General features: G+C 74.4%; 20 protein-coding genes. 12 read left to right on the top strand and 8 right to left on the bottom strand.

Annotated elements, in window-relative coordinates; genetic code table 11:
• Positions 1 to 26: 26 nt before the first annotated feature.
• Positions 27 to 1,475, top strand: coding sequence for a GH1 family beta-glucosidase (locus J5Y05_RS21895; protein WP_210874746.1), 1,449 nt, complete (start codon positions 27 to 29; stop codon positions 1,473 to 1,475).
• 103 nt (positions 1,476 to 1,578) lie between these two features.
• On the opposite strand, the gene J5Y05_RS21890 is transcribed toward J5Y05_RS21895, so the two are convergent.
• From J5Y05_RS21890 to J5Y05_RS21880, 3 genes are all read right to left on the bottom strand, one after another.
• The gene (locus J5Y05_RS21890) at positions 1,579 to 3,057 is read right to left on the bottom strand and encodes a glycoside hydrolase family 18 protein (protein ID WP_210874745.1); all 1,479 of its coding nucleotides are present in this window, start codon (positions 3,055 to 3,057) and stop codon (positions 1,579 to 1,581) included.
• 209 nt (positions 3,058 to 3,266) lie between these two features.
• Positions 3,267 to 4,673 carry a sensor histidine kinase gene (locus J5Y05_RS21885; protein ID WP_210874744.1) on the bottom strand — a complete coding sequence of 469 codons (1,407 nt, stop codon included), beginning with the start codon at positions 4,671 to 4,673 and terminating at the stop codon, positions 3,267 to 3,269.
• Complete coding sequence (locus J5Y05_RS21880; protein WP_210874743.1) at positions 4,670 to 5,374, bottom strand: response regulator transcription factor; 705 nt, start codon at positions 5,372 to 5,374, stop codon at positions 4,670 to 4,672. The genes J5Y05_RS21885 and J5Y05_RS21880 overlap by 4 nt, the downstream gene beginning before the upstream one ends.
• Before the next feature lie 88 nt (positions 5,375 to 5,462).
• Between J5Y05_RS21880 and J5Y05_RS21875 the strand changes: the two genes are divergently transcribed.
• Entirely contained in the window at positions 5,463 to 6,038 is a 576-nt protein-coding gene (locus J5Y05_RS21875) for a hypothetical protein (protein WP_210874742.1), read from the top strand.
• An 82-nt stretch (positions 6,039 to 6,120) separates the two neighbouring features.
• On the opposite strand, the gene J5Y05_RS21870 is transcribed toward J5Y05_RS21875, so the two are convergent.
• Positions 6,121 to 6,996: a spermidine synthase gene (locus J5Y05_RS21870; RefSeq protein ID WP_210874741.1), complete on the bottom strand. Its 876-nt coding sequence runs from the start codon at positions 6,994 to 6,996 to the stop codon at positions 6,121 to 6,123.
• 126 nt (positions 6,997 to 7,122) lie between these two features.
• On the opposite strand from J5Y05_RS21870, the gene J5Y05_RS21865 reads away from it, so the two are divergent.
• Complete coding sequence (locus J5Y05_RS21865; protein WP_210874740.1) at positions 7,123 to 7,560, top strand: glutaredoxin domain-containing protein; 438 nt, start codon at positions 7,123 to 7,125, stop codon at positions 7,558 to 7,560.
• 20 nt (positions 7,561 to 7,580) lie between these two features.
• On the opposite strand, the gene J5Y05_RS21860 is transcribed toward J5Y05_RS21865, so the two are convergent.
• Entirely contained in the window at positions 7,581 to 7,973 is a 393-nt protein-coding gene (locus tag J5Y05_RS21860; protein WP_210874739.1) for a hypothetical protein, read from the bottom strand.
• 297 nt (positions 7,974 to 8,270) lie between these two features.
• On the opposite strand from J5Y05_RS21860, the gene J5Y05_RS21855 reads away from it, so the two are divergent.
• Positions 8,271 to 9,668, top strand: coding sequence for an NsdA family TPR-like regulatory protein (locus J5Y05_RS21855; RefSeq protein ID WP_210874738.1), 1,398 nt, complete (start codon positions 8,271 to 8,273; stop codon positions 9,666 to 9,668).
• 85 nt (positions 9,669 to 9,753) lie between these two features.
• Here J5Y05_RS21855 and J5Y05_RS21850 read toward each other — a convergent pair whose 3' ends face one another.
• Together J5Y05_RS21850 and J5Y05_RS21845 are read right to left on the bottom strand one after the other, a co-directional pair.
• A complete protein-coding gene (locus J5Y05_RS21850; RefSeq protein ID WP_247615083.1) occupies positions 9,754 to 10,380 on the bottom strand; it encodes a hypothetical protein in 627 nt (208 codons plus the stop codon).
• Between the two features lie 201 nt (positions 10,381 to 10,581).
• Positions 10,582 to 10,950 carry a MerR family transcriptional regulator gene (locus J5Y05_RS21845; protein WP_210874737.1) on the bottom strand — a complete coding sequence of 123 codons (369 nt, stop codon included), beginning with the start codon at positions 10,948 to 10,950 and terminating at the stop codon, positions 10,582 to 10,584.
• Between the two features lie 105 nt (positions 10,951 to 11,055).
• On the opposite strand from J5Y05_RS21845, the gene J5Y05_RS21840 reads away from it, so the two are divergent.
• Positions 11,056 to 11,961, top strand: coding sequence for an NADP-dependent oxidoreductase (locus tag J5Y05_RS21840; protein WP_210874736.1), 906 nt, complete (start codon positions 11,056 to 11,058; stop codon positions 11,959 to 11,961).
• On the opposite strand, the gene J5Y05_RS21835 is transcribed toward J5Y05_RS21840, so the two are convergent.
• Entirely contained in the window at positions 11,958 to 12,554 is a 597-nt protein-coding gene (locus J5Y05_RS21835) for a histidine phosphatase family protein (RefSeq protein WP_210874735.1), read from the bottom strand. The genes J5Y05_RS21840 and J5Y05_RS21835 overlap by 4 nt on opposite strands.
• A gap of 193 nt (positions 12,555 to 12,747) precedes the next feature.
• Between J5Y05_RS21835 and J5Y05_RS21830 the strand changes: the two genes are divergently transcribed.
• The 7 genes from J5Y05_RS21830 (at position 12,748) to J5Y05_RS21800 (ending at position 19,405) form a co-directional block, all read left to right on the top strand.
• The gene (locus J5Y05_RS21830) at positions 12,748 to 13,689 is read left to right on the top strand and encodes a phosphatase PAP2 family protein (protein ID WP_210874734.1); all 942 of its coding nucleotides are present in this window, start codon (positions 12,748 to 12,750) and stop codon (positions 13,687 to 13,689) included.
• Positions 13,586 to 14,803: a hypothetical protein gene (locus J5Y05_RS21825; protein ID WP_307854029.1), complete on the top strand. Its 1,218-nt coding sequence runs from the start codon at positions 13,586 to 13,588 to the stop codon at positions 14,801 to 14,803. Before J5Y05_RS21830 ends, J5Y05_RS21825 begins: the two co-directional genes overlap by 104 nt.
• The gene (locus J5Y05_RS21820; protein ID WP_210874733.1) at positions 14,794 to 16,386 is read left to right on the top strand and encodes an amino acid adenylation domain-containing protein; all 1,593 of its coding nucleotides are present in this window, start codon (positions 14,794 to 14,796) and stop codon (positions 16,384 to 16,386) included. The genes J5Y05_RS21825 and J5Y05_RS21820 overlap by 10 nt, the downstream gene beginning before the upstream one ends.
• Positions 16,383 to 17,744, top strand: coding sequence for an AAA domain-containing protein (locus J5Y05_RS21815; RefSeq protein WP_210874732.1), 1,362 nt, complete (start codon positions 16,383 to 16,385; stop codon positions 17,742 to 17,744). Before J5Y05_RS21820 ends, J5Y05_RS21815 begins: the two co-directional genes overlap by 4 nt.
• A gap of 126 nt (positions 17,745 to 17,870) precedes the next feature.
• Complete coding sequence (locus J5Y05_RS21810; RefSeq protein ID WP_210874876.1) at positions 17,871 to 18,077, top strand: hypothetical protein; 207 nt, start codon at positions 17,871 to 17,873, stop codon at positions 18,075 to 18,077.
• The gene (locus J5Y05_RS21805; RefSeq protein ID WP_210874731.1) at positions 18,061 to 18,585 is read left to right on the top strand and encodes a DUF6879 family protein; all 525 of its coding nucleotides are present in this window, start codon (positions 18,061 to 18,063) and stop codon (positions 18,583 to 18,585) included. The genes J5Y05_RS21810 and J5Y05_RS21805 overlap by 17 nt, the downstream gene beginning before the upstream one ends.
• Positions 18,569 to 19,405 carry a helix-turn-helix domain-containing protein gene (locus J5Y05_RS21800; RefSeq protein ID WP_210874730.1) on the top strand — a complete coding sequence of 279 codons (837 nt, stop codon included), beginning with the start codon at positions 18,569 to 18,571 and terminating at the stop codon, positions 19,403 to 19,405. Before J5Y05_RS21805 ends, J5Y05_RS21800 begins: the two co-directional genes overlap by 17 nt.
• Positions 19,406 to 19,995 lie beyond the last annotated feature (590 nt).

Genomic DNA, 19,995 nt, shown 5'->3' with positions numbered 1-19,995 from the left:
TCCCGACCCACTATGGGAGCGCTTCCATGCCTGAGTCCGCAACGCCGGTGACCCCGGTGACCTTCCCCGCCTCCTTCCTGTGGGGCGCCGCCACCTCGGCGTACCAGATCGAGGGCGCGGTCCGGGAGGACGGCCGCACCCCGTCGATCTGGGACACCTTCAGCCATACGCCGGGGAAGACGGCCGGCGGCGACACCGGCGACATCGCTGTCGACCACTACCACCGCTACCGCGATGACGTGGCGCTGATGGCGGAACTGGGCCTGGGCGCCTACCGCTTCTCCATCTCCTGGCCCCGGGTGCAGCCGACCGGCCGGGGCCCCGCCGTCCAGCGCGGCCTGGACTTCTACCGCCGGCTGGTCGACGAGCTGCTGGCCGCCGGGATCAAACCGGCGGTCACCCTCTACCACTGGGACCTGCCGCAGGAGCTGGAGGACGCGGGCGGCTGGCCGGCCCGGGACACCGCCTACCGCTTCGCCGAGTACGCGGGGATCGTCGGCGAGGCGCTCGGCGACCGGGTGGAGCAGTGGATCACCCTCAACGAGCCCTGGTGCGCCGCCTTCCTGGGCTACGCCTCCGGGGTGCACGCCCCCGGCCGCACCGACCCGGCGGCGGCCCTGCGGGCGGCGCACCACCTCAACCTGGCGCACGGGCTGGGCTCGGTGGCGCTGCGTTCGGTGATGCCGTCCCGCAACTCGGTGGCGCTCAGCCTCAACACCTCCGTCGTCCGGCCGCTGACGCAGAGCCCGGCGGACCGGGCGGCGGCCACGAAGATCGACGACCTGTCGGGCGGCATCTTCCACGGCCCGATCCTGCGGGGCGCCTACCCGGCGACCCTGCTGGAGGCCACCGCGCGGGTCACCGACTGGTCCTTCGTCCAGGACGGCGACCTGGACGCGATCCACCAGCCGCTGGACGCGCTCTGCCTCAACTACTACACGCCGACCGTGGTGTCGGCGGCCGATCCGGACGCGGCCGGTCCGCGCGCCGACGGGCACGGGGCGAGCGCGCACTCGCCGTGGCCGGCCGCGGACGACGTCGCCTTCCACCAGCCGCCGGGCGAGCGCACCGAGATGGGCTGGAGCGTGGACCCGACCGGCCTGTACGACCTGATCACCCGGTACACCCGGGAGGCGCCCGGACTGCCGCTGTACGTCAGCGAGAACGGCGCCGCCTACGACGACAAGCCCGAGCCGGACGGCTCCGTCCAGGACCCGGAGCGCGTCGCCTACCTGCACGGACACCTGGCGGCGGTGCGCCGGGCCATCGCCGACGGCGCGGACGTGCGCGGCTACTACCTGTGGTCCCTGCTGGACAACTTCGAGTGGGCCTACGGCTACGAGAAGCGGTTCGGCGCGGTGTACGTCGACTACGCCTCCCAGGAGCGCACCCCGAAGGCGAGCGCCCTCTGGTACGGGCGGGCGGCCCGCACGGGCACGCTGCCGCCGGTGGAGCCGGTGGACTCCGCCGAGTAGACACCCCTCCCCGGGGGGAGCGGGAAGCGGGGCGCGGCACACCACGGGGGGTGCCGCGCCCCGCGTCCGTGCGGGGCGGTCGGGGCCTGGTGGCCCCGGCCGGTCACCGGAAGGCGGCGAACGCCTTCGAGAAGGCGGCGGGCTCCTGGAGGACCGAGCTGCACGTGGCGTCCGCCTGCGGCTTCTCGCCCTCCGCGCACTGCTTGTCGCGGGTGGTGGACCACATGGAGAGTCCGCCGAGGCCCTTGTCGCGGGCGAACGCGACGAGCTGGTCCGCGTCGTCGACCCGGAAGATCTCGGTGACGACGTCGTTGACCCCGATCATCGGGGTGACGACGACCGTCTGCCACGCCTCCTCCTCGCCGAGCCCGAGGATGCTCTTGATCTGGGCCTGGGTGGCGGTGGCGGCCTGTTCGGCGTAGGTGCCCATGTCGTCGCTGTAGGCGGGGCCGTAGTCCATCGCCATGATGTTGACGGCGTCGATCCGCACGCCGTTCTCCCGGGCGTCGGCGAGGAGGTCGACGCCGTCCTGGGTGAGGCCCTCCGGCATGACGGGCAGGGTGTACGAGACGTCCAGGCCGGGGTGGTCGCCCTGGAGCCGGGCGATGGCCTGGGCGCGGCGGGTGTTGGCGGCCTTGTCGGGCAGGGCGCCGCCCTCGACGTCGAAGTCGACCTTGGTGAGCCCGTAGGTCTCCACCACCTTCTCGTAGGCGGCGGCGAGGTCGCCTGCCGAGCCGCAGGTGGTGGCCAGTTCGGAGCCGGTCGCGCCGCCGAAGGAGACCCGGACGTCGCCTCCCTCGGCGCGCAGGGCGCCGATCTGGGCGGCCACGGCGTCGGCGCCGAGGTCGGTGACGCCGCCCCACCGGGGGGTGCAGCCGCCGCCGTCGGTGACGAAGGCGAGGACGTACTCCTTGACGCCGGTGGCCTCGGCGTGGCCGAGCAGGTCGAAGGCGGGCTGGAGGGAGGTGTCGACGTAGGGGGCGAAGCCGCCGGTGGCGGCGGTGGTGCCGGCGCCGGGGGCGGGGTTCGCCTTCTCGGGGGCCGGGTCCGTCTTCTCGGGGGCGGGCGCCGGGTCGGCCGGGGCGGGCTCGGCCGGGGTCGTGCCGGCGGGGGCCGGGGGCTCGCCGGGGCGGCCCTCGGGCTCGGGGGCGCCGTCCGGCTCGTCGGTGCAGGCGGCGCCGTCGACGCGGCAGCCGTCCGGGTCGCCGGTGCCGTTGACGACGAAGCCGACGGTGACGGAGCCGCCGGGGGCGAGGCCGTCCTTCTCCCAGGCGGGCGGGGTGACGGTGACGTGCCGCCCGCTGACGTCGGCCTCGCCGTTCCACAGGGAGCCGAGCGTGGCGCCGGCGGGCAGGTCGAACTCCAGGGTCCAGTCGGCGCCGCGCTCCCCGGTGGGGTTGGTGACGACGTACTGGGCGCTGTACCCGGTCGTCCAGGAGCTGGTCCGGGTGTAGGCGGCGCCGACCGGGGCGGCCTGGGCGCTGCTGGTGAACAGGAACGCGCCGCCGCCCGCCACCGCCGCGGCGACGACGGCGCCGATCGCCTTGTTCCGCCCGCTGATCCTGCGCCGGTGTGTGGTCATGGTGCCTGCCTTCACTGTCCGTGGGGTGCCCCGGGGCCCGGCGCCGGGTCCCGCCGGTGCCGTCCCCTTCGTCCGCCTGGGGGCGCGGGCGAGGAGGAGACCGGCGGGCCCGGCGCGCGGGCCGGGGGTGGGGGGTGGGCAGCACGCTAGCGAGGCCCGACCGCTCGAATCGGCCGTTCCGGGCGGCGGGCGGTGCTCTTAGGGCGGCCTTAAGGAAGGGATCGGGGCCGGTTAAAGAAGGCGGCGGGAAGCCACCGCCCGCGGCGCACCGCGCCCCGGTGGCCGCGCCGCACCGGGGCGGCCCGGCCGTCGAGCTGGAGCCGCAGGCGTATCTCGGTGCCGCCGAGCACGGAGCGGCCGACCCGGACGTCGCCGCCGGTGGACTCGGCGAGCCGGCGCACGATGTCCAGGCCGAGTCCGGTCGACCCGTCGGTGCCCGAGCCCCGGCCGCGCGCCAGGGCGGCCCCGGGGTCGGGTATGCCGGGGCCCGCGTCGGAGACGAGGACGATCACGGCGTCGTCGCCGTTGTGCACGTCGAGCGCGAAGGCGGTGCCCTCCTCGGTGTGCCGGAAGACGTTGCCGAGGAGGGCGTCGAGGGCGGCGGCCAGGTCGGCGCGGGCCACGGGGATGCGCACCGGGGCCTCGGCACCGGCCACCCGCCACCGGCGGCCCTCGTCCTCGGCGAGGGCGGACCAGAAGCCCATGCGCTCGCGGACCACCTCGGCGGCGTCGCAGCCGGCGCCGGGTCCGGCCGCGGCGGTGCGCGGTCTGGCGTCCCGGGCGGTACGGATGATGGTGTCGACCTCCCGCTCCAACTGGGCGACGGCGGCCCGGGTCTGCTCGGCGGCCGGACCCTCGCCCAGGGAGGCCGCGTTGAGCCGGAGCACGGTCAGCGGGGTGCGCAGCCGGTGGGAGAGGTCGGCCGCCAGCTCCCGTTCGTTGGCGAGGAGTTGGACGACCTGGTCGGCCATGGAGTTGAACGAGACGGCCGCCAGGCGCAGTTCGGTCGGTCCTTCCTCGGGCACGCGGGCGCCGAGCTTGCCCTCTCCCAGCTCGCGGGCGCCCTCGACGAGGCGGCGGGCGGGGCGCACCATGCGCACGCCGAGCCGGTCGGCGACGGCGACCGAGCCGACGATCAGCGCGGCGCCGACGGCGGCGAGCACCGCCCAGGCCGTGCCGACCCCGTTGGTGACGGCGGCCTCGGGGACGAAGACCTCGACGACGGCGATCTCGCCGGAGCTGAGGGCGACCGGCTGGAGCAGGGCGGAGCCGCCCTCGACCTCGGTGGTGGAGGCGCGTCCCATCTCCCGTACGGCGTCGATGTCCCGGTCGCGGGCGCGGCGGGGGCCGATGTCGGCCGCGTCCCCGTCGGCGACGGACGGGGGCAGGTGGACGGCCATCGCCGATCCGGTGCCGGCCGAGGCGACGACCCGTTCCAGTTCGTCGCGGTCGGTGGTGATGGAGAGGGCGGGGGCGACGGCGGCGGCCTCCCGTTCGGCGTTGGAGAAGGCGCGGTCGCGGGCCATCTCGCGCACGACGAGTCCGAGCGGGACCGCGAAGGCGACGACGACCATCGCGGTGACCGCCAGGGAGACCTTGACCAGGGCCCATCTCATGGCGTGGGCTCCGTCCCGGGCGGCTCCAGCTTGACGCCGACACCGCGCAGGGTGTGCAGGTAGCGGGGGCGGGCCGCGGTCTCGCCCAGCTTGCGGCGGAGCCAGGAGAGGTGGACGTCGATGGTCTGGTCGTCCCCGTAGGACTGCTGCCAGACCTCGGCGAGCAGCTCCCGGCGGGCGACGACGACTCCGGGGCGCCCGGCGAGGAAGGCGAGGAGGTCGAACTCACGGCGGGTCAGGTCGAGGCGTGCGCCGTCCAGTTCGGCCTGGCGGCGCTGGGGGTCGACGGTGAGCCCGCCGACCCGCAGCACCGTGGAGGGCGCGGCCTGGGCGGTGCCGGTGCGGGCGCGGCGCAGCACGGCGGCCATGCGGGCCGACAGGTGCTCGACGGAGAAGGGCTTGGTGAGGTAGTCGTCCGCGCCCGCGTTGAGCAGCCGGACGATCTCCGTCTCGTCGTCCCGGGCGGTGGCGACGATCACGGGGACGTCGGTGATGCCGCGGAGCATCTTCAGCGCCTCCGAGCCGTCGAGATCGGGGAGTCCCAGATCGAGGATGACCACGTCGAAACGGAGATGCGCGACCTCGCGCAGCGCCTCCAGTGCCGTGCCGACGCTGCGCACGGTGTGCGAGGCGTCGGACAGGTGCCGGATCAGCGCCGAGCGTACGAACTGATCGTCCTCGACCACGAGCACACGTGCCATGGACGGCACCGTACGCCAACGCGGCCCGGCCGGTGGGGGCCTGTGGACAACTTCCGTGGGGCGACACGGGAGTGACGGATGGGGCAGGATGGCCGCGATGCGCAGAGGTCTCGTCCATGTCCTGGCGTGGCTGCTCGCCACCGGTGCGGCGGTCACGCTGTCGTGGTGGGGTGTCCGCACGGTCCTGGCGGGCACGGTCTACGACCCGCCGCGGGCCCTGCCGATCACGGCCGCCGACACGGGCGCGGGGCTGCGGGACGCCACCTCGTCGACGGCGCTGCCCTCGCCCCCGGTCCCTCTCCCGCCGTCCCCTTCGCCGTCGCCGTCGCCCTCCCCGGGCGGCTCCTCGGCGGCGCCGGAACCCGAGCCTCCGCCGGCCGCGCCCGCCGGGTCCCCGGCGCCCGAAGCCCCCGCCGACCCCGGACCGCCGGACGGTGCCCCGGGCCGCGTCGAGGGGTACGACACCGCAGGCGGGCGGGCGGTCTTCGACCTGGGGACGGAGTCCGCGTCCCTGGTGTCGGCGGCGCCGGGGCCGGGCTGGTCGATGCAGGTGTGGAAGACGGAGTCGTGGATCAGGGTGGAGTTCACCTCGGACACGGACCGGGTGTCGGTCTTCTGCACCTGGCACGACGGCCCGCCCCGGGTGGAGATCGGCTCGTACTGAGCCACCCTGACCATGCGGACGGCCGGACCATGCGGACGGTAAGGACCATGCGGACGCTACGGACCGTGCGGCGGCGCCCCGTTCAGGTGAAGGTGCCCGGCGGCGGGGCCGGGGACGCCACGGCGGAGGCGTCGGTGACGGGGCGGGCGCCTCCGGTGAAGTCGGCCAGCGCCCGGCCGCGTTCGACCCGGCCGGGATGGGGGTCGCCGGCGGCGCGACGGGTCAGCTCGGCGACGGGCAGCGGCCGGTCGGAGGCGACGAGGACGGCGTTGCCGAACCGTCTGCCGCGCAGCACGGCCGGGTCGGCGACGAGGGCGAGTTCCCCGAACCGGTCGGCGGCGGTGGCGATCTGGCCGCGCAGGTGCGCCAGCGGCGGCCCGTCGGCGATGTTGGCGGCGAGGATGCCGCCGGGCGCGAGGACCCGCCGTACCTCGTCGAGGAACTCGGCGGAGGTCAGGTGGGCCGGGGTGCGGGCGCCGTCGAACACGTCGGTGACGACCATCCCGGCCCAGTTGTCGGGCACCTTGGCGAGCCCGGCGCGGGCGTCGGTGGAGCGGACCCGGATACGGGCGCCCGGGTCCAGGGGCAGGGCCCGGCGCACGAACTGGACGAGCCGGGCGTCCCGTTCGACGACCTGCTGGGTGGAGCGGGGCCGGGTGGCGGCGACGTAGCGGGCGAGGGTGAGGGCGCCGCCGCCGAGGTGCACGGCGTGCAGCGGCTTCCCGGGCGGGGCGGCCAGGTCGATGACGTGCCCGAGGCGGCGCTGGTACTCGAAGGACAGGTACGCCGGGTCGTCGAGGTCGACGTGCGACTGCGGCGCCCCGTCCACCAGCAGCGTCCAGGCCCGCCGGCGCTCCCGGTCCGGCACCAGCTCGGCCCGCCCCTGGTCGACCTCCTCGACGAGGCTCTCCGCACCACCACGACCACGCCGGCCGGCGGCGTTTCCCGACTTTCCCATCACCCCATTATCGGCGACTTCCGGCACCCGGCCCGCCGACGGCCACCGCATCCGGCACCGGCCGGTTCGGGGGCGTCGCCAGGCTTCGCACCGGCCGGTTCGGGGGCATCACTAGGCTTCGGTCTCATGACACGTGCGTGGGGGTTGCCGCTGGTGTTCCTGGTGTCCGGCGGCGTCCTGGCGGCCGGGCTGTTCTCCGACGGGTCGAGGGGCCCGGCGGTGGCGTTCCTGCTGGTGTTCGTGCTCCTCGCGGGGGTGAACTCGCCTTTGTTCTTCCCGCGTTCGACCGGTGAGCGGGAGGCGCGGCGGCGCGGCGCGGCCGACGGGATGCCGGTCGTCTTCTGGCGGCCCGGGTGCGTGTTCTGCGTCCGGCTGCGCCTTCGGCTGGGCCGCGCCGCCCATCGGCTGCACTGGGTGGACATCCGGCGGGACCCGGCCGCCGCGGCGGCGGTGCGGGCGGCCAACGGCGGCGACGAGACCGTGCCGACCGTCCTCGTGGACGGCCGTCCGCACACCAATCCCGATCCCGCCTGGGTACGGGAGCAGCTCGCCCCGCGCGGCTGACGGCGCGCGCGGGAGCGGTCTCAGCAGCGGCTGTCCGCCGCTTCGATCAGGCGGGCGGCCTCGCCGAGGGCGGCGCGCAGGACGGCGGGGTCGGTGGCCGGGTCGCCCTGGCCGGGCGGCAGGAGCCAGTCGGAGTCCTCGGTGGGCGGATGCGGCGCGAAGGTCAGGCGCAGCCCGCGGCCGTGGGTGTGCATGCAGGAGCTGCCGGGCAGGTCCCAGGCGGCGGCGGTGCCCGGCGGCACCACGAAACCCAGGGTGTCGCAGCAGTCGACGTGCACGACGGGGCCCACCGATTCGCCGGCCCCGCGTCTGAGGATGTCGACCGCCTCCAGGCCCTGACGGGTCGGCACGGTCACGACGTCGCAGACGGTGTCGCAGCCGCCCTCCGCGTCGCTGATCCCGCTGGTCTGCATCCCGGCCTCCACCACGGAACTCCCTCCTCGCGCGAACGGGATCGGGGGGTGGGGGCCTCCCGGTCCGTCGTGCCCAACGCGTGAGGGCCCCCGGGGCTACGGCACAACACGGCGGCAAAGGATGGCACTTCATGGCAGATCGCGGTGGGGATATCCACTTTGTCGCCAAACACCGAGTGGCGGACCGGTCACAGACGGTACCGTCGTGTCGCCGGAAACGGGGGGCCACCGGGACGTTCCCGTCGACTCGCCGTCCCTCCGGCAGGGGTTCGACGGTTCGCACGAGAGGGCCCGGCCATGGCGTCGTCGACGGTGCACTCTGCCCGGCCCGACCGGCCGGCGCAGCCGAATCTCGCCTTCCGCCGGTTGCGGGGGCGGCGCTCAGCCGCCGAGTTCGCGGCGGCGGTCCGCCGGGCCGCCCGCGAGATCGGCGAGCGGGTGAGCTGCGACGCCCGCTACATCGGCCGGGTCGAGGCGGGTGAGATCCGCTGCCCGAACTACGCCTACGAGCGGGTGTTCCTGCACATGTTCCCCGGCCGCACCCTCACCGACCTCGGCTTCGCGCCCCGCTCGTCCGTCCGCGGACGCGGGGCGCACACCGCCGACGCCGGTCCCCCGGCCCCGGCCGGCGGACCGGCGGACCCGCACCACCCGCACGACAACCCTGAGGAGAGCGACGTGCTGCGTCGCGCATTCATGACGGGCGGCGCCACCGTGGCCGCCGCCTCGCTCGGCCCGCTGGGGCTCGCCCTCGACGCCGCCGCGGCCGGGGACCCGCCGCGCCGGGCCGGGGCCGGACACGCGGGCGCCCTGGAGGAGGCCGTCCGCCGAATCCGGCTGCTGGACGACCGGCACGGCGCCGACGGCCTCTACCGGCGCGCGGCGGCCCCGTTGCGCGCCGCCTACGCGCTCCTGGACGCCGGCGCGACCCGGCAGGCGACGGCCGACCGGCTCTACGCGGGCGCCGGGGAGCTGGCGCTCTCCGTGGGCTGGCTGGCCCACGACTCGGGCCGGTTCGACGACGCCCGCTCCCACTACGCCGAGGCGCTCGCCATGGCCCGGATGACCGGCGACGCGGGTCTGGAGGCGCACGCCTTCTGCAACACGGCGTTCCTGGCGCGGGACGCCGGCCGTCCCCGGGAGGCCGTACGGGCGGCCCAGGCCGCGCAGCGCGCCGCCCGCCCGCTGGGCTCGGACCGGCTGCTGTCGCTGCTGGCGCTGCGCGAGGCGGGCGGCTGGGCGGGGCTCGCCGACCGCGTCGGCTGCGAACAGGCCCTGGCCCGCGCGCAGGCCCTCCACGGCCGGGGCCCCGGCGACGCCGACCCGGAGTGGATGAGCTTCTACGGGGAGGCCGAGCTGGAGGGACTGGAGGCGCAGTGCTGGTCGACGCTGGGCGACTGGCCTCGGGCGGCCCGGCACGCTCGGCGGGCGGCGGAGTTGCAGGAGCCGCACTTCGCCCGCAACCGCGCGCTGTACTGGGCGGAGCTGGCCGACGACCTGGCGCGCGGCGGGCGGCCGGACGAGGCCGCGGCGGCGGGGACGCGGGTGCTGGACCTGCTGGACGAGGTCCAGTCCTCGCGGGTCCAGACGATGCTGGCGGGGACGACCCGGGTGCTGTTGCCGCACAAGCGGGCCTCGGGCGTCTCGGCGTTCCTGGAGCGCCACGCGGCGCTGCCGCGAAGCCGCGCTTCCTGACCGGCGGCGGGCGGGTCCCCACCGAGCGGCGGGTCCGTGGCCCGGCACCTGACCGGCCGGGCCGCGGACCCGCCTTCCCCGCCCCTCACTCCACCTCCGCAAGCCACCCGGGAGGCTCTTCCTCCCACCCGGGGCCGGCACCGGCCAGTTCCCACGGCTCCCCCAGCTCCCGCGCGCGGGAGCCCGTCCCGGCCACCGCGCGGACGGTGAACCGCTCGCCCGGGAAGAGCGCGAACAGGGCGACCCGCGAGAGCAGCGTCCTGCGGTCCGTTTCGCGGGCGGTGCCGGCCCCCGGCGTGTCGTCCCGGACGTCGAGGTGGTCCGCCTCGGGTGTCACCAGCAGCGCGTGGAAGCGCAGCGGCTCGTACCCCTCGTCACCCCCGGGCCGCCCGGTGTACAGGGTCGCCTCGAACTCGCCCCACGGCGCCAGCGCCCGCCCGTGCAGGACCCGCGCGACCTCCCCGGCGTCGTCTGGGTCGTCGGGGTTGATCCCCCCGATGTCCCCCGTGAGGTGGTCCGGGGCGCTCCAGCCCCCGTCCTCCTCCCGGACCGCGGCGTACAGCTCCTCGGCGGCGAACCCGTCCGTCCGCCGGTGCCGGAGCAGCGCGAAGCCGAGGCCCCCGCGGACGCAGGTGCCGACGACCCACCGCCCGCCGGCGACGGAGGGCCCCGGTCCGGCACCGGACGCGGCCGTCAGGGCGACGTGGGCCAACTCGGCCAGGTTCCGGTGGTTCCGGTGGTTCCGGTGGTTCCGGTGGTTCCGGTGGTTACGGTGGTTACGGTGCATGCTCCCCCTCAAGGCCCTGCTCACGTCCGCCCGACCGCCAGACGAGCCTGCGCCTCCCGTGACCGTGCGGCGATCATGTCGGCCGTCGGCGGCAGTGCACAGGGGGGACCGCCGATCGAGGGTGCCTCACTTCGGATCGTGGGTGCACTCGGGCGGAGGGTTGCGGGTGTTGGCGATCACCGTGTCGAGTCGGTCGCGTGCCGCGGCGAGGTCGGTGATCCGTTCGCTGATCCGGGCGCGTTCGGCCTCCAGGTGGTCCAAGAGCCCCGGCGCCGCCGTGCCGGAGTCCACACAGGGCAGCACCAGGCGAACGGACCTGCTCGGCAGCCCCGCGGCGAACAGTTGCTGGATCAGCCTCACCCGAGCCACCGCCGACTCCGGATAGTGGCGCTGCCCTCCGGTGCTCCGTTGGGCCTGCAGCAGATCCTGCTCTTCGTAGTACCGCAGAGCCCGGACACTCACCCCGGCCTGCCGGGCCACCTCACCGATACGCACGGGGCCTCCGATTCGCTTGCCCGACTTGCACCTGACGCCAGCGTCAGGTTTTAGCGTGGCCGACGTCAAGGCGTACCAAGACATCGGGATGGAAGGCAGAACATCATGCGCGCAGCTCGCTACCACGAATACGGCGGCACGGAGACCCTCACCGTCGAGGAGGCGCCGGACCCGGAGCCCGGTGCCGGAGAGATCCGCATTCGCGTCGCGGCAGCGAGCGTCAACCCCGTCGACTGGAAGGTGCGCAGCGGAGAGGTCCGCGACGTACTCCCCGTGGACCTGCCGGCCATCCCCGGCCGCGACGCCGTCGGCCTGGTCGACAGGATCGGCCAGGGCGTGGACGGGGTGAGCGTCGGCGACCGCGTCTTCGGGCTGGGCGGCGTCACGGGAGCGACGGCGGAGCTGGCCGTGCTCTCGGCCTGGGCCCCCGCGCCCGACGCGTGGAACGACGCGGAGGCGGGCGGGGCCGGACTGGTGGCCGTGACGGCATTGGGGGGACTCAAGGCGCTCGGCCCGCTGGCGGGGCGCACTGTGCTGATCGAGGGCGCCGCCGGCGGTGTCGGCGGCGCGGCGGTCGAGATCGCGGTCGCCCTGGGGGCCACCGTGATCGGGACGGCCAGTGAGCGCAACCACGCGTTCCTCTCGTCCCTCGGGGCCCTTCCCACCACCTACGGCACGGGCCTTGCCGAACGCCTCGCCGGCCTGGCCCCCGACGGGATCGATCTCGTGCTCGACACCGCCGCCTCCGGCTCCCTCACGGACCTCATCGAGATCGCCGGAAGCCCGGCCCGTGTCGTGACGGTCGCCGACTACAGGAATGCCGGTCACCTGGGCGTCCGCCTGGCCAACGCGGCGAACGACCCCGCGCTCCTCACCGAGGCCGCCGGATACGGCGCGCGAGGCCGTTACACGCCGCGCGTCGAACAGACCTACCCCCTGGAAGAGATCGCACAGGCCCACGCCCACTCCGAGCGTGGACGCGTCCGGGGAAAGATCGTGACCCTGATCTAGCCCGCCAGGTGCCCCAGGTCGTTCCAGCTCTCGACGGCCGGTTCGCCGTAGGCCCAGCCGAGGACGGACAGGGAGGTCGGGTTGAGCCGGATGCGGGCCGCGAACTCCAGGGAGAGGCCGAGCCAGCGGGCGCCGATGGAGCGCAGGATGTGCCCGTGGGCGAAGACCAGCACGTCCCGGTCGGCCTCGCGGGCCCACGCCACCACCTCGTCGGCGCGTGCCGTGATCTCGGCGAGGCTCTCGCCGCCCGGCACGCCGTCCCGCCAGATCAGCCAGCCGGGCCGCTCCGCCTGTATCTCCTGGGGCGTCAGCCCCTCGTAGGCCCCGTAGTCCCACTCCATGAGCGTGTCCCAGGCGCGGGCGCGGTCGCCGAAGCCGGCGAGTTCGCAGGTCTCCCGCGCGCGGGAGAGCGGGCTGGTGCGCACCTCGGCGGCGGAGAGTCCGTCCAGCGGCGGCCGGTGGAGGCGTTCGCCGAGCAGCTTGGCGCCGCGGCGGCCCTCTTCGAGGAGCGGGACGTCGGTCCTGCCGGTGTGTCTGCCGGACAGCGACCACTCCGTCTGTCCGTGCCGGGCCAGCAGGATGCGGGGTGCCATGGAGCGGCCTTTCCGGGGGAGGTGCACAAAGTGGAACCTCTCCATCATCGCCCACGCCCCGGGCGGGCAACCCGGGGGGCGTTTCCGACGTCTATCCCGGCCGGGGGCTCTCCACGGGAGGCCCCCGCGGACGCCGTAGAGTGACACGCCGGCTCCGACCGGGGCGCGAGGACGAAGGGGGAGGGCGATCGGATTGCCGCACACCGAGACACCGGGCACCGGGGCGGCCCCGCAGACTCGGCTGCGCTGGTGGACCGAGCTGCCGCTGATCCTCCTGGTGTACGCGTGCTACTCGGCGGGCCGTCTCCTGGTGCGCGGCGACGTGTCCGACGCGGTCGGCCACGGCCTGGCGATCCTCCGCGTGGAGCAGGCGCTGTTCCTCAACGCGGAGCACCCTCTCAACCGGGTCTTCACCCGGGAGCCGTGGCTCGGCGTGCCGGCCGACTTCTGGTACGCCTCCCTGCACTACCTGGTGACGCCCGCCGTCCTCGTGTGGATCTTCCGTTCGCGCACGGTGCGCTACCGGGCCGCCCGCACCTGGCTGATGACCTCCACGTTCATCGGCCTGATCGGTTTCACGCTGCTCCCGACCTGCCCGCCCCGGCTGCTGGACGCGCGCCACGGCTTCGTCGACACGATGGCCCACTACAGCTCGTACGGCTGGTGGGGCGGCGAGGCGAGCGCGCCGCGGGGGCTGGGCGGGATGACCAACCAGTACGCGGCCATGCCGAGCCTGCACGTGGGCTGGGCGCTGTGGTGCGGCGTGATGCTGTGGCGGCTCGGCGGCACCCGTGCCACCAAGGCGGCGGCCGTGCTCTACCCGCTGATCACCACGGTCGTGGTGATGGGCACCGCCAACCACTACTTCCTCGACGCGGTGGCGGGCGCGGCCGTGATGGGTCTGGGCCTGCTGCTCACCCCGTACGTGCTGCGCGCGGCGGACCGGGCGCGGGCGCTGTCCGCGGCGTACGCGGAGCGCCGGAAGGCCGTGCGCTCCCCGATTGTCGGTGCCGGATGCCAGACTTCCGCGGGTGAGCGATTTCCACGGCAGCGCGAGCAGCGGACCCCGGCGGGAGCCGGGCCGGACACCTCCCCCGCGGACGCGGGCGACGGGGCTGCGGCACCGGCTCGCTGAGCTGCGCGGTCCCGGTGTCCCGGCCAAGGCGCTGGACGCCCGCGCCCTGGCCGCCCTCGCCGCCAACCCGGGGTGCGGACGGCGGGCGCTGCTGGACGGCGCCGGGGTGGACAAGGCGTCGCTGGCGGAGCGGCTGGGGGCGCCGGCGCCCTTCGGCCAGTCGCAGTTCGCCCTCACCCGGGGCAACGCCTTCGAGGCGCGGGTCAAGGCCGACGGCGGTGCCGAGCTGCTGCGGCTCGCCCACGAGGCGCTGGACCGGGGCGCGGAGCCGCCCGCCCGCGCGCGGCTGCCCGACCTGACGGCGACCGGCCCCGAGGGCCGTGCGGCGCGCACCGCGCTGGCCCTGCGGGAGGCGACCGCCGAGGCCGGCTCCTGGACCCTGCTGGACCATCCGATGCTCGCCCTGGAGGTCGCCGGTTCGCCCGCCTTCCTGGAGCCGGACGCGGTGGTGGTGCATCCGGACGGCCGCTGGACCGTCGTGGAGATCAAGTCGTTCCCGATGCTGGACGGCGCCGCCGACGCGGCGAAGGTCGGCGCCGCCGCCCGGCAGGCCGCGGTGTACGTCCTGGCGCTGGAGCGGGTCGCCGCGCACCTGGCCGGCCCGCCGGAGGGGCCCGCCGGGGCCGGGGCGCCGCGCGTGCGGCACCGGGTGCTCCTGGTCTGCCCGAAGGACTTCTCCAACCTGCCCGCCGCCTCCGCCGTCGACGTGCGCCGCCAGCGCGCCGTCACCGCCCGGCAACTGGCCCGGCTCACCCGCGTCGAGGACATCGCCGCCGCCCTGCCGGAGGGCGTGTGCTTCTCGCCCGAGCTGCCGCCCGAGGAGCTGACGGCGGCCGTGGAGGCGGTCCCGGCGGCGTACGCGCCCGAGTGCCTGGCCACGTGCGAGCTGGCCTTCCACTGCCGGGGCCGGTCCCGGGCGGCCGGCGCGGTGACGCCGCTGGGCCGCCCGGTCCGCGCCGAGCTGGGCGGCCTGACCACGGTGGACGACGTCCTGGCGGCGGCCCGCGGGGAGGCCGGTGATCCGGACGACCCGGTGGTCGCGGCGCTGCGCAGGGCCGCGACCCTGCGCGAGCAGGCGCTGCGCGAGGCCGCGGAGGTGGCCGCGTGTCGCTGATCACCACCCTGGCCCAACTGGAGGCCGTGCGCACCGGCCGCGCCCAGCCGGCCGCCACCGTCCGCCACCGGCACCTGTCCGCCGCCCCGCTGGTCTTCGTACCGCTCACCACGGCCGGCGAGGCCGGCGCCCCGCTCGGCGCGCTGGTCGGCACCGACCGGGACGCCCCGCACCTGCTGGTCGTCCCGCAGCCCCGCGACCGCGACCTGCGGTTCGGGTTCCTCGCCGAGCTGGCGGACGTCGTCCTGCCGTACCTGGAGGCGTACGCCGACGCGGTGGAGCCGGCCGAGCGCACCGAGCGGGACTCGGGGACCGGCGCCCGTGTCAAGGTCGAGGTCGAGCTGTGCGCGGACGCGGCGCAGATCGTCGTGCCGAGCCGCGCGGGCGTGGAGTACGTGCGGCTGCTGGGCCGGTCGACGCGGTTTCGGCGGACGGCGGAGCAGGACCCGCAGGCGCCGCACCCCGCGCCGCCCCGGGTGCCGCTGCTGGGCCGGTGGCTCACCCACTACGGGGAGCGGGCGCGGGTGCCCGGCTCCTCGCTGCTGCTCGCCATGACCGATCTGCTGGGCCGGCACTGGGCGACCGGCCAGTCCACCCTGGAGGACCAGCACCTGGGGGCGCTGCTCGCCTGGATCGACCCGCCCGCCGGCGGCACCGGCGCCGAGGCGGCGCACCGGGCCGAGCTGGCCCGCGAGGACGGGCAGTTGCTGTGCCCGCCGGCGGGTCCGGCCACCGACCCGGCCTTCGACAACAAGCTCCTCGCCCCCGCCATCGAGCGCTACGACCGGGCCCGCCTCGCGCTCGCCGGCGCCGAGGACGGCCTCGCGGCCGACGGTCTGCTGCGCGCGCTGACCGAAGCCGAGCGGGAGGTCCGCGATCTGGTGGAGAGCCGTACGCGGCCCACCTGGGACGCGGTGTGGCGGGGGCTGGAGCTGCTGCGGCGACTGCCGGAGGGGGCGCGCGTCGAGGAGCGGTGGACGCGGGACCGCTGGTCCTTCACCGGCCACCGCGACCGGGTCCGCTCCGGGGAGCCGCCGCAGCCGCGCCGCGACGACGCGGTGACGGCGGCGAACAAGCTGGCCGCCCGGGAGCGCGAGCAGGCCCGGCTGGACGCCCAGGAGGCGCTGGACGATCCGCTGGTGATGGCGGGGCGGCGGCTGTCCGGGGAGGCGTTCGCCGGGGAGGTCGTGGACGTGGTGATGACGTACAGCGAGGGCCGCCGGCCCAGCCCGCGCCCGCTGGTCACGGTCCTCACCGACGACCGGCCGCACCTGGGCGAGCGGGTCAAGGTGTACCGGTCGCTGGGCGGCCGGGCGCAGACGGCGGAGTTCGTGGAACAGGCCGGGGACGGGGTCCTGGTGGTGCGGATCGTCGACAAGATGGGCCGCGGCAAGGAGCCGGAGCCCGGGTCGGTGCCCGAGAAGGGCGACCCGGTCTGCTTCACCCTGTTCGAGCACGAGCAGCGGGGCGGGGCGAGGCTGCCCGAACCGGAGGACACCCCGTGGACGCACGGCGGGCCGCCCGGCGCGGAGGGCGCCGTCGCCGAGGCCCCCGACGCCCCGACCGAGGAGGACGTGCTGTGACCGCCGAGACGGTGTCCGCGCCCGGCCGGCCGGAGTTCGACCCGGGCGCGGAGGCGGCCCGCGCGACCGAGGCGATCCTCGACGACACGCTGCACGGCACCGCGCGCGGCGTCGTCGTCGACTCCCCGCCCGGCGCCGGGAAGTCCACGCTCGTGGTGCGGGCCGCGCTGGAGCTGGCGCGGGCCGGGCGCCCGCTGATGGTGGTCGCGCAGACCAACGCCCAGGTCGACGACCTGGTGGTGCGGCTCGCCGAGAAGGAGCCCGAGCTGCCGGTGGGCCGGCTGCACAGCAGCGACGCCGACCCCTACGACCGGGCGCTGGAGGAGCTGGCGAACGTACGGACCTCGGCGAAGGCCCAGGACCTCGCCGGGCTGCCGGTCGTCCTGTCGACGGCGGCGAAGTGGGCGCACGTCTCGGTGGACGAGCCGTGGCGGCACGCGATCGTCGACGAGGCGTACCAGATGCGGTCGGACGCGCTGCTGGCCGTGGCCGGGCTCTTCGAGCGGGCGCTGTTCGTGGGCGACCCGGGGCAGCTCGACCCGTTCTCGACGGTGGGCGGCGAGCAGTGGGCGGGCCTGTCGTACGACCCGTCGGCCGCCGCCGTGACGACGCTGCTGGCGCACAATCCGGCGCTGCCCCAGCACCGGCTGCCGGTGTCGTGGCGGCTGCCCGCGTCGGCGGCGCGGCTGGTGTCCGACGCGTTCTACCCGTTCACGCCGTTCCGCAGCGGCACCGGGCCGGGCGAGCGGCGGCTCGCGCTCGCCGTCGCGTCGGACGGTTCGGGCCCGGACCGGGTGATCGACGCGGCGGCGGAGTCCGGCTGGGGGCTGCTGGAGCTGCCCGCCCGGCACACGCCGCGCACCGATCCGGAGGCGGTGCGGGCGGTGGCACAGGTGGTGCGGCGGCTGCTGGACCGGGGCGGGGCGGCGGTCTCGGAGCGTTCGCCGGACCCGGTGCCGCTGACCGCGTCCCGGATCGCGGTGGGCACCGCGCACCGGGACCAGGCGGCGGCGGTGCGCGCGGCGCTGGCCGCGCTGGGGGTGAGCGGGGTGACCGTGGACACGGCCAACCGGCTCCAGGGCCGGGAGTACGACGTGACGGTCGTCCTGCACCCGCTCTCCGGCCGGCCGGACGCCACCGCCTTCCACCTGGAGACGGGCCGCCTGTGCGTCCTGGCCTCCCGCCACCGGCACGCGTGCATCGTCGTCTGCCGCGCGGGCGTGGACGACCTGCTGGACGACTACCCGTCCACGGAACCGGTCCAACTGGGCACCCTGGTCAAATTCCCCGACGGCTGGGAAGCCAACCACGCGGTCCTCGCCCACCTCGCCGAACACCGGGTGCGCTGGCGGCCGTGACCTCCTCAGTCCGCTCTTTATGCAAGGACGCGCATAGTCGCGTTCCCGCATGGACGACTCACCCACACCGCTCGTACCGTCATGACGACCGGCCCGCGAGGGGCCTGTATCAGGGGGTTCGTGGCTATGGTTCGTGAGGGGCTGACCCGGCTTACCGGCAACGGGAACGGCAACTGCAACAACGACGACTGCCCGAACGTCTACCGGACCGCCTCCGGCTCGTTCGTGGTCCAGGGGGACGTATCCGAGGCGTTCACCGCGCCGGACGGCGAAGGACTCGTCGAGATTCCCGAAGAGACCTTGCGGGAGGCGTTCCGTGCTCTTGGATGGTGAAGCCTGGACGGCCAAGGTTCAGGGTTTCAAGCATGAGGCGTGGCGACTGGAAACCCTTCCCGTCTACAGGGTGCCGAGTGAGGACGGAGATATCCGGGACTTCCTGGCCGGGCAACGGCTGGACCCTGAGAACTACTCCTCCGGCTACACAGAGGGACTACGGAAGATCAAGGCGGAGGGGAAGTCCAAAGGCCGGGTCCACATCGTCAGGCGGCCGCTCACGGACTATCTCCGCTTCGAGTTCATGTACTACGACGTACATTCACGGGCCGGCGACGACATCCGCATCCTGGACGTGACCGACCGGCTCAACCCCCTTGAAGGGGTTCAGGACTTCTGGCTCTTCGACCGGTCGGAAGTCGTCCTCATGAACTATGCGGCGGACGGTACACAGATCAGCCGGGAACTGTACGACGGCAGTCCGGCACCGTACGTCGCATACCAGCGGATCGCTCTCGCGGAATCCGTACCGTTCAGGGAGTACGTCAACGGTGGCCATCGAGCCTGACGAGTTGAACCAGTCGGGGCGTGAACTCGCGGCCATGCTCAAGCATCTCCGCAAGCAAGCCGGGCTCTCAGGAGTCCGGCTTGCCGCACGCTGCAACATGTCGCAATCCAAGATCAGCCGGATCGAGAGCAACAAATGCCACCCCTCACTCCTGGACGTCGAACAGCTCCTTCGGGGTCTCAAGGCATCCCCCGCCGTTTCGGCCGAAGTGATGGCCATAGCCCGCATCACGCAGACCGAATGGCAGGACGGGAGGGGCCTCCGAAGGAAGGGGCTCGACAAGAAGCAGTTTCAGCTAGCCGGACTTGAGGCGTCTTCCACAACATTCCGGTACTTCCTTCTTTCCATGGTTACAGGACTCCTGGCCACCCCGGAATACGCTCGCGCCAGCCTGGCTCAGGCACCCCCGGAGCAGCAGGCCAAAGCCGTCGCCATGAAGCTGGACAGGCAACGGGTCCTGTTCGAGCGATCCAAACAGTTCACCTTCATTTTGACTGAACAGGCCGTCAGGTATCCGCTCATCCCGCCCGCTGAACTGGCCATACAGATCGACCGGCTCGCGTCCTTCACTCGCCAGCCGAACATCCGGCTCGGGATCATCCCCATGGGGGTTCACTTCACCTCTGGCGCCCTGAACACATTCACTATCTATGACGAGACCTTGGCAACCGGCGAACTGGACCTGGGTGCGATCGTGTTCCGCGATAGCCGAGATGTACAGGATCTGATCCGCCGCTTCACCTCCTACGAGAGTTATGCACTTTTCGGCGAGCAAGCGAGAGAGCATCTGGCCGCATGGGCAGAACACTGCCGCCGGTGATCTTTATTCGGCAACGCGCATATCGCACCATGCCACACCGAAATCGGGGGATCATCTTCTCCCTACGATTCGGGAGGCGCAACGGCATGGAAAGCAGACCGAAAAGGGAACCGTGGGAGCCCGGAACAGCGGTGTTCGACAACGCCAGTCACATGGTGGGCGTCGTTCACTCACGCAGGGGCCCCATGCTGATCCTGACGCGTCCCTCTGGTCTCCGCTGGCAGACACGTGCCGTATCGGTACGGTCCGCCAATGACAGGGATCTGATCCAGCTTGCCGCCTTGGTCCGGCACCACGAGCAGGCACGGGCCTTGGCACAACCGCGACGGGTGCATGGCAACTCTCCTCGGCGGCGGGGGGAGTCGTTCCCATGAGGAGGCCTCTGCGTGGAGATCGCGGAATGCCTGGGAGCGCCACAGCCGGGGACCGGAAGGGCAGGGCGTCGGCACGCTTCCGGATGAGGGCCCACGAGTGAGGTCTCGGCTTCGGCGTGTCCGGGTCCGAGGCCGAGGACGGTGAGGCCGGCCATTGCGTCGCCCGTCACTCCCGTAGTCGGGGCCGGCCTGCGGTGCGTAGGCACCGATCCACCG

Origin of the sequence: Streptomyces tagetis (assembly GCF_018069565.1) — a bacterium.
GTDB classification, from domain to species: domain Bacteria; phylum Actinomycetota; class Actinomycetes; order Streptomycetales; family Streptomycetaceae; genus Streptomyces; species Streptomyces tagetis.
Note: the sequence above shows the minus strand (reverse complement) of the source record. Positions and strands in the feature narration are given on the sequence as shown.

Coding starts and splice junctions, on each gene's coding strand:
- J5Y05_RS21895 (WP_210874746.1), top strand. CDS start 27: ATGCCTGAGTCCGCAACGCCGGTGACCCCGGTGACCTTCCCCGCCTCC.
- J5Y05_RS21890 (WP_210874745.1), bottom strand. CDS start 3,057: ATGACCACACACCGGCGCAGGATCAGCGGGCGGAACAAGGCGATCGGC.
- J5Y05_RS21885 (WP_210874744.1), bottom strand. CDS start 4,673: ATGAGATGGGCCCTGGTCAAGGTCTCCCTGGCGGTCACCGCGATGGTC.
- J5Y05_RS21880 (WP_210874743.1), bottom strand. CDS start 5,374: ATGGCACGTGTGCTCGTGGTCGAGGACGATCAGTTCGTACGCTCGGCG.
- J5Y05_RS21875 (WP_210874742.1), top strand. CDS start 5,463: ATGGCCGCGATGCGCAGAGGTCTCGTCCATGTCCTGGCGTGGCTGCTC.
- J5Y05_RS21870 (WP_210874741.1), bottom strand. CDS start 6,996: ATGGGAAAGTCGGGAAACGCCGCCGGCCGGCGTGGTCGTGGTGGTGCG.
- J5Y05_RS21865 (WP_210874740.1), top strand. CDS start 7,123: ATGACACGTGCGTGGGGGTTGCCGCTGGTGTTCCTGGTGTCCGGCGGC.
- J5Y05_RS21860 (WP_210874739.1), bottom strand. CDS start 7,973: ATGCAGACCAGCGGGATCAGCGACGCGGAGGGCGGCTGCGACACCGTC.
- J5Y05_RS21855 (WP_210874738.1), top strand. CDS start 8,271: ATGGCGTCGTCGACGGTGCACTCTGCCCGGCCCGACCGGCCGGCGCAG.
- J5Y05_RS21840 (WP_210874736.1), top strand. CDS start 11,056: ATGCGCGCAGCTCGCTACCACGAATACGGCGGCACGGAGACCCTCACC.
- J5Y05_RS21835 (WP_210874735.1), bottom strand. CDS start 12,554: ATGGCACCCCGCATCCTGCTGGCCCGGCACGGACAGACGGAGTGGTCG.
- J5Y05_RS21810 (WP_210874876.1), top strand. CDS start 17,871: ATGGTTCGTGAGGGGCTGACCCGGCTTACCGGCAACGGGAACGGCAAC.